Here is an 11,964-nt window from a genome sequence, read left to right as displayed (position 1 = left end):
GGTCTTCAGTCGCGCAGAAACACCGATAATCGGGGCGCATTTTTGGAGGGAGGCCTCGATCTGGATGGTCTCGCGGTGGCTGCAATCTTGGGCGGACCGTAGGCGCTACTCGTGCCGCACCACCTTCTCCGGCAGCAGCCCCTTCGGCGCGAATCTCAGCACCAGGGTGATCGTCAGGCCGATGACGAAGACGCGCATTTGGAGGGCGCGGGTATGCAGGTCGGCGGGCGCGTCCCAGCCGAAGAAGCTATCGCCCCAGTGCTCGGCCAGCATGAAGGCGGCGAGTGCGATCGGTTCCGACATGGTCCAGATGACGTAGACCAGGAGAGCGCCGAAGATGGTGCCCAGATTGTTGCCGGCTCCGCCAAGGATGACCATCACCCAGACCAGGAAGGTGTGGTTGAGCGGCGCGAAGGCGGCGGGGTCGAAGATGGTCGTGAAGGTGATCAAGGCCGCGCCGCCGATGCCGATGATGAAGTTGCCGAGCACGAACATCTCCAGCCGTCGCCGGTTGATGTCCTTTCCCATTGCGGCGGCCGAGACTTCGTTGTCGCGGATCGCGCGCATCATGCGGCCCCAGGGCGAATGCCAGGCGCGTTCCAGAAGCACGTAGAGCACGACGATGATGACGGCAGTGACGCTGAGATAAGCCGCGCGCGAGGCGACGAAGCCGAGTTCCTGCGGCGTCGGCACGGGCCAGGGCAGGGGAGACACGGTCAGCGTGCCGCGCGTCAGCCAGTCGGCGTTCTTCAGGAAGGCCTTGACGATCTCGGCGATGCCCAGCGTGGCGATCGCCATGTAGTCGGCGCGCAGGCCAAGCGTGATGCGGCCCATCGCCCAGCCGAGCAGCCCGGCGACGAGCCCGCCTGCGACCCAGCCGGCCCAGACCGGCAGGCCAAAGCCGCCGACGAAGCCGGCCTCGCGTTCGATCAGCGTTGCCGCCGGATCGAGCTGCCCCTGGACGGCGAGATAGGTGATCGCGGCAGCGACTAGCGTCAGCAGCGTGCGCAGCCACTTCGGCACGCCATGCCGGTGCGAGCGCGACACGCCCCATGTGATGGCGACGCCGATGACGAGCGTCAGCAGCGCCTGGCCGAGGAGCATGGGTCCTTCGCCCTCCCAGAAGGTCCAGTTGACAGGATAGGAGACCAGGACCGTCATGAAGGCGGCGAGAGCCACGAATCCCATCAGGCCGACGTTGAACAGGCCCGCATAACCCCACTGGATCGTGAGGCCGAGCGCGATGATGGCGTAGCAGGCAGCTTCGGTAAGCATGCGCACCGAGTATGCCGCGCCGAGCCATGCGAAGACGGCGGCGATGACGACGGCGAGGCCGGCGAAGAGCACGGTCTCCCGCAGCGGCGGCGTCCTCATGTGTTCAGCCTCCCCTTGAAGATGCCGGTCGGCCGCCAGATGAGCACCGCGACAAGGATGAAGAACGGAACCACGATCTTGTACTCGGTCGGCACGAAGGCGAGTTTCGCGGGGATCTCGATGAAGTCCGGCAGGAGCGGCTTCAGCGGGCGCAGCAGCACGGTCCAGTTGAACACCGCGAGTGTCTCGGTGAAGCCGACCAGGAGCCCGCCCGCGATGGCGCCGTAAGGCTGGCCGACGCCGCCAACGATCGCGGCGGCGAATATCGGCAGGATGATGTTGAAGGAGAGATCGGGCTTCAGCGTCACGTCGAGCGCCAGCAGCGTACCGCCGGCCGCGGCGAGCGCGCCTGCGATCAGCCAGGTCGTGCGGACCACGTGGTCGATCGAGATGCCGGAGACGCGGGCGAGGTCTGGATTGTCGGAAACGGCGCGCATCGCCTTGCCCATGCGCGAGCGCGTCAGGAAAAGGTGAAGCGCCACCACCGCCACGATCGTAGTAACGAAGAGGAGAAGCTGCGGCTCTGTGATCACGAGGTCGCGGCCGCCGAGCGGGATGCGGTAGATGTCCTTGGAATCGGTATCGACGTAGAGTTGGCGCGTGCCCGTGCCGGCGAAGAGGCGGATCAGCCCCTGCATCATCAGCATGACGCCGATGGAGGTCATGACCATGACCACCGGCTTTACCCCGGCCATCCGCATCGGCCTGTAGAACACACGGTCGAGACCGATCGCCATCGCTGCGGTGGCGGCCATCGCGATCGGCATCAGTACGAAGGCGGTCGGCAGCCCGACCAGCGCGCCCGCGCCGGGAAAGGCCCACAGGAGGATCAGCGCGAAGAAGGCGCCGGCCGTCATCATGTCGCCATGCGGAAAATGGGCAAAGCGCAGGATGCCGAAGATCAGGGTCACGCCGACGGCGCCCAGCGCATAGATCGAACCGATGATCAGGCCGGCGATCACGACCTTGTTGAGGAAGAAGACGAATTCGCTGATCGGCAGGATCGAGAGGAGACCGGCGTCAGTCATGGGCGTCGGCTCCTCCGCCGAGAAAGCTCCTGGCGACCTCGGGATCGGCGAGCAGTTCCGCGCCGGTCCCGGTGAAGCGGTTATGGCCGCCGGCGAGCACGAAGCCGCGATGCGCGAGCCCCAGCGCCTGGCGCGCGTTCTGCTCGACCATCAGGATGCCCACACCCGCGGCATTGATGGCGACGATCCGGTCGAAGATCTCGCCCATGTAGCGTGGCGACAGGCCCGCGGTCGGCTCGTCGAGAAGCAGCAGGCGCGGTTCCGTCATCAGCGCGCGGCCGATCGCCACCATCTGGCGCTGCCCGCCGGAAAGTTCGCCCGCCGGCTGGCGGCGCTTTTCCTTGAGTGGCGGGAAGAACCCGTAGACCTGATCGATCATGTGCCGGTAGGAATCGCGGCGCACATAGGCGCCCATCTCCAGGTTCTCCTCCACCGACATTGTGGGGAAGACGTTGAATTCCTGCGGCACGAAGGACAGGCCCTGTTCGACGAGCCGTTCCGGCGCCGTGTTGGTGATGTCCCTGCCGTCGAAGACGGTCGAGCCCTCGCTGACGGTCAGCAGCCCGAAGAGCGCCTTCAGCGTCGTCGACTTGCCCGCGCCGTTGGGGCCGACGATGACGCCGATCTGGTCGGCGTCGATCGCGATCGACACGCCGTTGAGAATGTTGGCGCCGCCGTAGCCGGCGTGGATGCCGGTCATCTCCAGGAGGGCCATCAGTGCGCCCCTGCCGCTGGCGCGCCGCCGAAATAAGCCTCGATGACCTCGGGGTCGTTGCGGATCTCCGACATCGGCCCCTGCATCATGACGCTGCCCGCCGCCATGACGATGACGGGATCGCAAAGACGGGCGATCAGGTCCATGTCGTGCTCGATGACGAAGAAGGTGAGCCCGTCCTCGCGATTGAGGGACTGCACGACGGCGGCGAGATCGTTGAGCAGCGTGCGGTTGACGCCGGCCGCGATCTCGTCGAGCAGCACGACGCGCGGTTTCGCCATCATCACGCGGCCGAGTTCGAGCAGCTTCTTCTGGCCGCCGGACAGATTGCCGGCGCGCTCGTTCTTCACGTGGGAGAGGCGGATGACCTGCATGACCTCGTCGGCACGGCGGCGGGTCTCGTCTTCCTCGGCTGTCACCTTGCCGCGCCGGAAGCAGGCCGAAAACAGCGACTCGCCCGACTGGCCGGCCGGAACCAACATCAGGTTTTCCAGCGCCGTCATGTTGGAAAAGTCCTGCGCGATCTGGAAGGTGCGTAAGAGGCCGCGCGCGAAAAGCGCGTGCGCCTTCAGTCCCGTCACGTCCTCTCCGCCGAGAAGGATGCGCCCGGAAGTGGGAGGGAAGGCCCCGGCGACCATGTTGAAGAGCGTCGTCTTGCCCGCGCCGTTCGGGCCGATCAGTCCCGTGATCGTGCCTTCCTCGACGCTGAGCGAGCAGTCGTCGACGGCCAGCACGTTGCCGAACCGCTTCGTCACGTTCTGGACGTCGATGATCTTCGGCATCCGCTGCCCGTACTCCCGTCATGCCGGGCGGGCGGCTCGTGCCGCTTCTTCCTTCCCCTGCCTCGCGCGGTGATATACGGGCGATCGACCGCTTGACAAGGAGAAGCGGGCGGCAGGGCTAGCTTCGGCGGGTTTTCCCCACGCTCCGCAGTGTCAGCCGGCTGGGATGCGCGCCGTGCCGGCCCTGCGCAGATTGACCAGGTTGCCGAACAGGATCATGCCGGCGCCGAGCGCGGTGTAGATATCGATCGCCTCGGCATAGACGAGGTAGCCGACCACCGCGGCCAGCGGTACGCGCAGAAAATCCATCGGCACCACCACGGTCGCTTCGGCGTGCACCATGGCCCGGGCCATGCAGTAGTGCGAGAAGGTGCCGCAGAAGGCCACGACCGCGATCCACGGCCAGGCCGAGGCCGGCGGCACCTGCCAGACGAGAGCCGCCGGCACGATGCCGAGGATGGTCTGGATGACCAGCATCCAGAAGATGATCGTGGTGACGCTGTCGCGTTTCACCAGCGTCTTGATCATGATGACCGAGATGGCGAAGCCGAAGGCGGCGGCGAGCGCATAGAGCTGGCCGACGTTCAGATTGTCGCCGCCGGGTCGCACGATGACCGCTACGCCGGCGAGCCCCAGCGCGATCGATAACGCCTTGCGCCACCCGACCCGCTCGCCGAGGAAAATCACGGCAAAGAGCGCCGTCCAGATCGGCATGGTGAACTCGATCGAGATCAGCTGCGCGATCGGTATGAGGGTCAGCGCGTAGAGCCACAGGTACTGGCCGCCATAGTGCACCACGTTGCGACCGATGTGCTGGCCGAGCACGGGCGTGCGCACAGACCGCCATCCGCCGGCCAACATCACCAGCGGCGACAGCATGACGAGCCCGATGGCCGAGCGCAGCACCATGAGCTGGAAGACGTCAATGTGACGCGCGGCCTCGCGACCGGCCACGGGCATGGTGAGCATCAGGGCGAGCCAGCCGCCCATCCACAAGGCGGCCTTGGCGATCGACTGTTCGTTTTTCATGCGGGCGTGTGTGGCAAAGCGGGACTTCTGCTGCAAGTCCGTGCATGTGCGTGATCGTTGGGCCAGGGGCTATCTGGTCAGTCTCGGACAGTACAGCTCGGGCATGCTGCTTGAAGCTATTTTTCGACGTGCTAAGACACCATGATGGAAACTCTCGAGCCCAAGAAATCCAAGCCCTCGGTCCGCAAGCGCGCGGAAGCGATCAAGTCGTTTCGCTGCAAGAACCTGATCGCCGTCCTCGAAGACCCCGCCGACTTCAAGAACATCGGCACGGCGATCCAAAACGTGAACGCTCTCGGCGTGGACAAGGTCTACATCGTCGATCCGCGCAGGACGCTGCCCGACGATTGGCAGGACATGCGCGAGCGGTCGTCGCTTTCGAAGACTTCGGTTTCGGCCGTCAAATGGACGTTCGCCAAGCGCTTCGATAGTACGGAAGCCTGCCTTCATCATCTCGAGAAGCAAGGGGTCGTTTCGATTGTCACCTCGCCGCATGTGAAAAGCAAAACGAACGTCTATCTGCACGAGGGCGACTACACGCGGCACACGAAACCGGCCGTCTGGTTCGGCAACGAGGCGCGAGGCATCAGCGAACTCGCGGTCGAACGTAGCGCCATGTGCGTGGCGATCCCCATGTTCGGAATGATCGAGAGCCTCAATATGGGGACGAGTTCGGGCATCGTGCTCTACGAAGTCACAAAACAACGGCGTGCGTACCAGAGCGTGTATCGCCGGAGGAAGCAGAAAGGGAAGCGTGCCGAACCGCTTCCGACGGTGATGCCTCTGCAAGGAGATGCCGGCGCAATGGGCAGCGAATTTCGGGCCGTCGAGTTGTAGAGGCTGACGAAGCGGGATTGCTCGCGCCGAATACAACCTGACTTTTACGGGATCCCGATGACCACCATCACCACCATCGCCCAGCTCGAAGCCCTCTACGGACAGCCCGGCGAGACGTCGCTGGTCAAGGAACTCGACCGGATCATCCCGGAGTACGCCGCGCTGATCGAGGCCTCGCCGTTCGTGGCGCTGGCGACCGCGGGGCCGGAGGGGCTCGATTGCTCGCCGCGCGGGGACCTGCCGGGATTCGTGCGCATCCATGACGAGCGCACGCTGATGCTGCCGGACCGGCGCGGCAACAACCGGGCCGATTCGCTGAAGAACGTGGTGCGCGACGGGCGCGTGGGCCTGCTCTTTCTCATTCCCGGGTCAGGCACGACGCTCCGGGTCAACGGCCGCGCGACGCTGTCGGTCGATCCCGAGCTCTGTGCCTCCTTCGCGGTCGACGGCAAGCCGGCGCGCTCGGTCATGGTGGTTTCGGTCGATGCGGTCTACTTCCAGTGCGCCCGCGCGATCGTGCGCTCCGACCTGTGGAACGCCGAGAAGCACGTCGACCCGAAGAGCCTGCCGACGCCTGGGCATATCCTCGCCATCACCAGCCGCGAGAAGATCGACGGCGAGGCCTATGACGCGGAATGGCCGGAGCGGGCGAAGGCGACGATGTGGTGAGCCACGCGCGACGACGCCATTGCAACACGCGGATCGGCTGATCGCACGCTGATCGGGCGGTCGGGCCGCCACGCGCACTCGTGGTTCGCCCTTGCGAACTCCCGGTTTGCGGTTTACGCCCTCACCGCCTCGTTTCGCTCGGGCATCGCGGCATGTCGCGCTGCCGGGCGAGGGGGGTGGAAGGGGCGGCTGGCCGCTCCAAGCAAGGGAAAAGTCTCACGCCATGCTCGACATCAGATGGATACGCGAAAACCCGCAGGCCCTCGCTGCAGCGCTCGAAAAGCGCGGCTGGTCCGCGGAGGATTCGCTGTCCACGGTCGAAGACCTGATCTCGAAGGACGAGGCGCGGCGCGACCACGTCACCGAGCTCCAGCAGAAGCAGGAGCGCCGCAACCAGGCGTCCAAGGAGATCGGCAACGCCATGCGCTCCGGCGACATGGCGCTGGCCGAGCGGCTGAAGGGCGAGGTCGGCGAGATCAAGACCTTCGTCCAGAATGGCGAGGCGCGCGAGCGCGAGTTGGACCAGGTGCTGGAAGCGGCACTCGCCGTCATTCCCAACGTTCCGCTGGACGGCGTTCCCGAAGGAAAGAACGAGCACGACAATGTCGAGGTGCGCCGGGTTGGCGAGCCCAGCCGCAGCAATTCGGCGAAGGAGCACTGGGAGATCGGCGAAGCCATGGGCCTCATGGACTTCGAGCGCGCGGCAAAGTTATCGGGATCGCGCTTCACCGTGCTGAAGGGGCAGCTTGCGCGGCTGGAGCGTGCGCTGGGGCAGTTCATGCTCGACCTGCACACGACGGAGCACGGCTATACCGAGGTGCAGCCGCCGTTGATGGTTCGCGACGACGTTTTGTTCGGCACCAACCAGCTTCCAAAGTTCGAGGAAGACCTTTTCTTCGTACCGCACGGAGACGGTCGACTGGGCCTCATCCCCACCGCCGAAGTCCCCCTTACAAACCTCGTCGCCAAGGAAATCCTCGACGCCAAGAACCTGCCCCTGCGCTACACCGCGCTCACGCCCTGCTTCCGCTCCGAGGCCGGGTCGGCGGGCAAGGACACGCGCGGCATGCTGCGCCAGCACCAATTCTACAAGGTCGAGCTGGTCTCGATCACCGACGAGAACTCCTCGATCGACGAACACGAGCGCATGACGGCCTGTGCAGAGGAGGTGCTGAAGCGGCTCGGCCTGCCTTACCGGACAGTGGTGCTGTGCACCGGCGACATGGGGTTCGGCGCTCGCAAGACCTACGATATCGAGGTGTGGCTGCCGGGGCAGAACGCCTATCGCGAGATCTCGTCCTGCTCGGTGTGCGGCGATTTCCAGGCGCGGCGCATGGACGCGCGCTACCGGCCGATCCCGGAGGACGGCCAGGGCAGGGTGCTGCCGCGCTTCGTCCACACGCTCAACGGCTCGGGCGTCGCCGTCGGCCGCGCTCTCATCGCGGTCATGGAGAACTACCAGAACGACGACGGCTCGGTCACTATTCCTGAAGTTTTGCGCCCCTATATGGGCGGGCTCGACCGGATCGGAGCCAATTGATGCGCATACTGCTGACCAATGACGACGGCATCCACGCCGAGGGACTCGCGGTGCTCGAACGCATCGCCCGCACGCTGTCGGACGACGTGTGGGTCGTAGCGCCGGAAACGGACCAGTCCGGCTTCGCGCACTCCCTATCGTTGTCGGAGCCGCTGCGGATCCGCAAGATGGACGACCGCCGCTATGCATTGCGCGGCACGCCAACCGACTGCGTCATCATGGGCGTGCGCAAGATCATCGGCGAACTGCCTGATCTCGTGCTTTCTGGCGTGAACTCCGGAGCGAACGTCGCCGATGACGTGACCTATTCGGGCACCGTCGCGGGCGCGATGGAAGGAGCGCTGCTCGGCATCCGCTCGCTCGCGCTCAGCCAGGCTTACAACGTCAGCGACGACGGCCGCATCGTGCCATGGCACGTTGTCGAAACCCTGGCGCCGCCGCTTCTGAAGAAGCTCATCGAGACCGACATGCCGCCGGGCAGTTTCGTCAACATCAACTTCCCGAACTGCGAGCCGGAGGAGGTCGTGGGCAACCGCATCACCACCCAGGGCAAGCGGGTGCACGGGTTGTGGATCGACGAGCGCAAGGACGGCCGCAACTTCCCCTACTACTGGCTGCGCTTCGGCCGCGAACCGGTGGAAGTGCGCGAGGGGACCGACCTCGCGGCTCTGCGCGACAAATACGTCTCGGTGACGCCCATGCAACTCGACCTCACGGCGCAGGACCTGATCGCGCCGATGGAGAAGGCGATCGCATGACAGTCGCGGTGGAGGATCGGGAAGGCTTCGCGGCCTTCCTGCTTCGCATGCGCGGCAAGGGGATCACGCGCAAGGAGTTCGTCTCGGCGGTCGAGGCCGTGCCGCGGCGCAACTTCGTCTCCGGACAATGGCACGGGGCCGCGTGGTCGGACCGGATGATCCCGATCGCCTGCGGTGAGGCGCTGGAGGGGCTCGATCTCCAGGCGCAGATCATCCACGCTTTGGCGCTGGAGCCGCACCACAAGGTTCTTGAGATCGGCACGGGTTCCGGCTTTACCGCCGCGCTGATGTCACGGCTCGCCTCGCGCATCGTCAGCGTCGACCGCTACAAGACCCTGGTCGACCAGGCACGGCAGCGCCTCGACGCGCTGGCCATCGGCAACGTCACCGTCCGCCAGGCCGACGCGATGAAGGGCCTGCCCGGCGAAGGTCCGTTCGACCGCATCATCGCCTGGACCGCGTTCGACAACCTGCCCCGCACCTTCGTCGACCAGTTGACCTCGGGCGGCGTGATGATCGCGCCGATCGGGCCCGGCGACGACGTGCAGGCGCTGGCCCGGCTGTCGAAGGTCGGGAGCCGCTTCGACCGCGAGGACATCGGCAAGGTGCGCCTGCAACCCGTCCTGCCTGGAATCGCATCGAAAATCTGACCGCGACGGTCGGGCAATACTGTTCTTTTGTTCAGCCTTAACCAGCCAGTAACATTAACGCGCTTTAATCCTGATAGATTCTGTAACGGGTTACGCGAGTAAAGCGATGCGGCTAAGGGCTTTGGGGACGAGCGGGCGCCAATATTCCCGGTTTGCGGCAATTCTGGCTGCCACCACCTTCCTGGCGGGGTGCAGTTCGGGCGCCACGCGCTTCAGCGAAGGCATCTTCACCGACGACATTTTCACCGGCTCGACGTCCAACCAGCGGGCGATCATCCGCAATCAGGTGGACCAGCCCTATCCGGGCGACGCGCAGCCAGTCGCCACGACCGCTCCGGTCGCGATGTCGCGCAGCGCGGTCGAGCCTGTCACCACCGGCAGCGTTCAGCGGGGTTCCCTTCCGCCGGCCGCGTCCGTCCCGGTGCGCACCGCCAGCGCCGAACCCAATCCGGTCGACCGCACCGTCACCTACACTGCCGCGCCGCAGCCCGTTGCCGCCGCGCCTGCTCCGCAGGCCGCGCCCGCCGGCGGCCAAAAGGGCTGGTCGAGCGCCGGCGGTACGGAGGTCACCGTGCGTCCGGGCGAGACCGTCCACAATCTCTCCAAGCGCTTCGGCGTACCGAGCTCAGAGATACTGAAAGCGAACGGCATGGCGTCGGCCGACCAACTGGCCGCCGGCCAGAAGGTCGTGATCCCGACCTATGCCTATTCGCGCAAGGCCGGCGTTTCGGCGCCGGATGCCAACCCGAAGGTGGCCGAGGCCAAGTCTTCGAGCGGCACGCGTTTCGACGTTCCCGCCGAAAAGGCACCTTTGCCCAAGCCCGCCCCGGTGCAGCAGGCCGCGGTCCTTCCGCAGGCGCCGAAGGAGCGTGACTCGAGCGCGCGCCAGACGGCGTCAACCACGGGTTCCACCTCGAGTTCCGGAAACGTCTACACCGTCGTCGCCGGCGATTCCCTCTATGCCATCGCCAAGAAGACCGGCGTGAGCGCGACGGACCTGAAGGCGGCGAACGGCCTGTCCGACGGCCACCTCCAGATCGGCCAGAAGCTGACCATCCCGGTCGGAGGAAGCACGCGCGTCGCTAAAGCCGCGCCCGCCAAGGTAGACCCGATCCAGACCGGCGCGACCAAGAATGCCGCCAAGGAAGCGACCGCAAGCCCCGTCACTGCCTATACGCCGCCCAAGCCGTCCGAAAAGGCGATCAGGGAGGTCACGACCGATACCGCCGCCATCGCTCCCGACGCCACGGGTATCGGCCGCATGCGCTGGCCCGCGCGCGGCCGCATCATCGAGGGCTACGGCCGCGCGGCCGGCGGCAAGGTCAATGACGGCATCGACATCGCGGTGCCCGAAGGAACCCCGGTGAAAGCGGCCGAGAACGGCGTGGTGATCTATGCCGGCGACGGGCTGAAGGAATTCGGCAACACCGTGCTCGTGCGCCACGAGGACGGCCTCGTCACCGTCTACGGCCATACCAGCAAGCTCAAGGTCTCGCGCGGCGATACGGTCCGCAGGGGACAGGAGATCGCGGTCTCTGGCATGAGCGGCTCCGCCGATCGTCCAAAACTCCACTTCGAGGTCCGCAAGGACTCCTCGCCGGTAGACCCGACCGAATTCCTCGAGTAGCGGATCGACCTCTAGGCCGGTCTACGCGTCCAGTCGCTGTCCCAGGCGCCCGGCGAGATCCTGGACGAACTGCCACGCGACACGCCCCGAGCGGGCGCCGCGCGTGGTCGCCCATTCGAGCGCCTCGGCGCGCATGGTCTCCGGGTCGGTCTTCAGACCGAAATGGCGTACGTATCCCTCCACCATCTCCAGGTAGTCGTCCTGCGAGCACTTGTGGAAGCCCAGCCACAGCCCGAAGCGGTCCGACAGCGATACCTTTTCCTCGACCGCTTCGCCGGGGTTGATCGCCGTCGATCGCTCGTTGTCGATCATGTCGCGCGGCAAAAGGTGCCTGCGATTGGACGTGGCGTAGAAGATCACGTTGCCCGGCCGCCCTTCTACGCCGCCTTCGAGCGCCGCCTTCAGCGATTTGTACGAGGTGTCGTCGTGGTCGAAGGAGAGGTCGTCGCAGAACAGGATGAAGGCGTGCGGTGCCGCCTTGAGCATTCCGAGCAACGTCGGCAGCGTGTCGATGTCCTCGCGATGGATCTCGACCAGCTTGAGTGCGGTCCCGCCAGTTGCATTGACGGCCGCGTGCGCGGCCTTGACCAGCGACGATTTGCCCATGCCTCGCGCGCCCCACAGAAGCACGTTGTTGGCCGGCAGGCCGGCCGCGAAGCGCTGCGTGTTGTCGACGAGGATGTCCCGGACGCGGTCGACGCCCTTGATCAGGGCGATGTCGACGCGGTTGACCCGGGCGATTGGCTCCAGCGTGGCGGTCTCTGCATGCCACACGAAACAGTCCGCCGCGGCGAAGTCCGCCGGCCGGGGAGGGGGCGGAGCGAGCCTTTCGACGGCCAGGATAAGGCGATCGAGTTTTGCGCCGAGGTTTTCCAAGGTGTCGTTCGCCATGGTGCTGTCAGGTTTCCAAGCCTCCGGGGAAGGGCGCCTCTAGCACGGAGAGGTCAGCCGCAAA

Annotated in this window: 12 protein-coding genes; 6 read left to right on the top strand and 6 right to left on the bottom strand. The window is 65.8% G+C overall.

Features of this window, described 5'->3' with window-relative positions:
- Window positions 1-105 precede the first annotated feature (105 nt).
- From BSQ44_RS14415 to BSQ44_RS14395, 5 genes are all read right to left on the bottom strand, one after another.
- Window positions 106-1,374, bottom strand: a complete 1,269-nt coding sequence (locus tag BSQ44_RS14415; RefSeq protein ID WP_072605355.1) for a branched-chain amino acid ABC transporter permease — start codon at window positions 1,372-1,374, stop codon at window positions 106-108.
- A complete protein-coding gene (locus tag BSQ44_RS14410) occupies window positions 1,371-2,402 on the bottom strand; it encodes a branched-chain amino acid ABC transporter permease (RefSeq protein WP_210187878.1) in 1,032 nt (343 codons plus the stop codon). Before BSQ44_RS14410 ends, BSQ44_RS14415 begins: the two co-directional genes overlap by 4 nt.
- Window positions 2,395-3,117, bottom strand: coding sequence for an ABC transporter ATP-binding protein (locus BSQ44_RS14405; RefSeq protein ID WP_072605353.1), 723 nt, complete (start codon window positions 3,115-3,117; stop codon window positions 2,395-2,397). The genes BSQ44_RS14410 and BSQ44_RS14405 overlap by 8 nt, the downstream gene beginning before the upstream one ends.
- A complete protein-coding gene (locus BSQ44_RS14400; protein ID WP_378215354.1) occupies window positions 3,117-3,890 on the bottom strand; it encodes an ABC transporter ATP-binding protein in 774 nt (257 codons plus the stop codon). The genes BSQ44_RS14405 and BSQ44_RS14400 overlap by 1 nt, the downstream gene beginning before the upstream one ends.
- Before the next feature lie 162 nt (window positions 3,891-4,052).
- Entirely contained in the window at window positions 4,053-4,928 is an 876-nt protein-coding gene (locus BSQ44_RS14395; RefSeq protein ID WP_072605349.1) for a DMT family transporter, read from the bottom strand.
- A 141-nt stretch (window positions 4,929-5,069) separates the two neighbouring features.
- Here BSQ44_RS14395 and BSQ44_RS14390 point away from each other — a divergent pair, with 141 nt between their 5' ends.
- The 6 genes from BSQ44_RS14390 to BSQ44_RS14365 all read left to right on the top strand — a co-directional run bounded on the left by BSQ44_RS14390 (window position 5,070) and on the right by BSQ44_RS14365 (window position 11,009).
- On the top strand, window positions 5,070-5,765 hold the full coding sequence (locus tag BSQ44_RS14390; protein WP_072605347.1) for a TrmH family RNA methyltransferase: 696 nt from the start codon (window positions 5,070-5,072) through the stop codon (window positions 5,763-5,765).
- 57 nt (window positions 5,766-5,822) lie between these two features.
- The gene (locus BSQ44_RS14385) at window positions 5,823-6,434 is read left to right on the top strand and encodes a pyridoxamine 5'-phosphate oxidase family protein (RefSeq protein ID WP_072605345.1); all 612 of its coding nucleotides are present in this window, start codon (window positions 5,823-5,825) and stop codon (window positions 6,432-6,434) included.
- 223 nt (window positions 6,435-6,657) lie between these two features.
- On the top strand, window positions 6,658-7,974 hold the full coding sequence (gene serS, locus BSQ44_RS14380; RefSeq protein ID WP_072605342.1) for a serine--tRNA ligase: 1,317 nt from the start codon (window positions 6,658-6,660) through the stop codon (window positions 7,972-7,974).
- Window positions 7,974-8,732 carry a 5'/3'-nucleotidase SurE gene (surE, locus tag BSQ44_RS14375; RefSeq protein WP_072605340.1) on the top strand — a complete coding sequence of 253 codons (759 nt, stop codon included), beginning with the start codon at window positions 7,974-7,976 and terminating at the stop codon, window positions 8,730-8,732. The genes serS and surE overlap by 1 nt, the downstream gene beginning before the upstream one ends.
- A complete protein-coding gene (locus BSQ44_RS14370) occupies window positions 8,729-9,382 on the top strand; it encodes a protein-L-isoaspartate(D-aspartate) O-methyltransferase (protein ID WP_072605338.1) in 654 nt (217 codons plus the stop codon). The genes surE and BSQ44_RS14370 overlap by 4 nt, the downstream gene beginning before the upstream one ends.
- A gap of 106 nt (window positions 9,383-9,488) precedes the next feature.
- Window positions 9,489-11,009 carry a peptidoglycan DD-metalloendopeptidase family protein gene (locus BSQ44_RS14365; protein WP_072605336.1) on the top strand — a complete coding sequence of 507 codons (1,521 nt, stop codon included), beginning with the start codon at window positions 9,489-9,491 and terminating at the stop codon, window positions 11,007-11,009.
- A 21-nt stretch (window positions 11,010-11,030) separates the two neighbouring features.
- Here BSQ44_RS14365 and BSQ44_RS14360 read toward each other — a convergent pair whose 3' ends face one another.
- Window positions 11,031-11,900, bottom strand: a complete 870-nt coding sequence (locus BSQ44_RS14360) for an ATP-binding protein (RefSeq protein WP_072605334.1) — start codon at window positions 11,898-11,900, stop codon at window positions 11,031-11,033.
- Between the last annotated feature and the right edge of the window lie 64 nt (window positions 11,901-11,964).

The sequence above is a fragment of the Aquibium oceanicum genome (genome assembly GCF_001889605.1).
Taxonomy (GTDB): domain Bacteria; phylum Pseudomonadota; class Alphaproteobacteria; order Rhizobiales; family Rhizobiaceae; genus Aquibium; species Aquibium oceanicum.
Note: the sequence above shows the minus strand (reverse complement) of the source record. Positions and strands in the feature narration are given on the sequence as shown.